Source organism: Modestobacter muralis (assembly GCF_010682105.1).
Classification (GTDB): Bacteria; Actinomycetota; Actinomycetes; order Mycobacteriales; family Geodermatophilaceae; genus Modestobacter; species Modestobacter muralis.
Map to the genome: position 1 here is coordinate 1 of NZ_JAAGWH010000077.1, position 823 is coordinate 823.

Below are 823 nucleotides of genomic sequence, written 5' to 3' on the forward strand. Positions count from 1 at the left end.
GGGGCCCGCACAAGCGGCGGAGCATGTTGCTTAATTCGATGCAACGCGAAGAACCTTACCTAGGCTTGACATGCACGGAAATCTCGCAGAGATGCGGGGTCCTTTAAAGGGTCGTGCACAGGTGGTGCATGGTTGTCGTCAGCTCGTGTCGTGAGATGTTGGGTTAAGTCCCGCAACGAGCGCAACCCTCGTTCTATGTTGCCAGCACGTCATGGTGGGGACTCATAGGAGACTGCCGGGGTCAACTCGGAGGAAGGTGGGGATGACGTCAAATCATCATGCCCCTTATGTCTAGGGCTGCAAACATGCTACAATGGCCGGTACAAAGGGCTGCGATACCGCGAGGTGGAGCGAATCCCAAAAAGCCGGTCTCAGTTCGGATTGGGGTCTGCAACTCGACCCCATGAAGTTGGAGTCGCTAGTAATCGCAGATCAGCAACGCTGCGGTGAATACGTTCCCGGGCCTTGTACACACCGCCCGTCACGTCACGAAAGTCGGTAACGCCCGAAGCCGGTGGCCCAACCCCTTGTGGGAGGGAGCCGTCGAAGGCGGGATCGGCGATTGGGACGAAGTCGTAACAAGGTAGCCGTACCGGAAGGTGCGGCTGGATCACCTCCTTTCTAAGGAGCACTGGCCGCCGTCGTAGTGATGGTGGTCCAGAGCCGTGCGCCGACCGAGATGCTCGTCCAACTCTGGATGGGTGCAGGTGTTGGTGACGGAGCTCAAGGGTGGAACGCTGACCAGTTCGGTTCGGATGGTCATCTGCTGTTAGTACGGCTCGTTGATCCGCTACCGGCCCTTCACGGGGTCACAGGGGCGGGG

At 59.1% G+C, this 823-nt stretch carries 1 rRNA gene; it reads left to right on the forward strand.

Features of this window, described 5'->3' with window-relative positions:
* Nucleotides 1-621, forward strand: a 16S ribosomal RNA gene (locus GCU67_RS21060); the annotation flags it as partial.
* Nucleotides 622-823 lie beyond the last annotated feature (202 nt).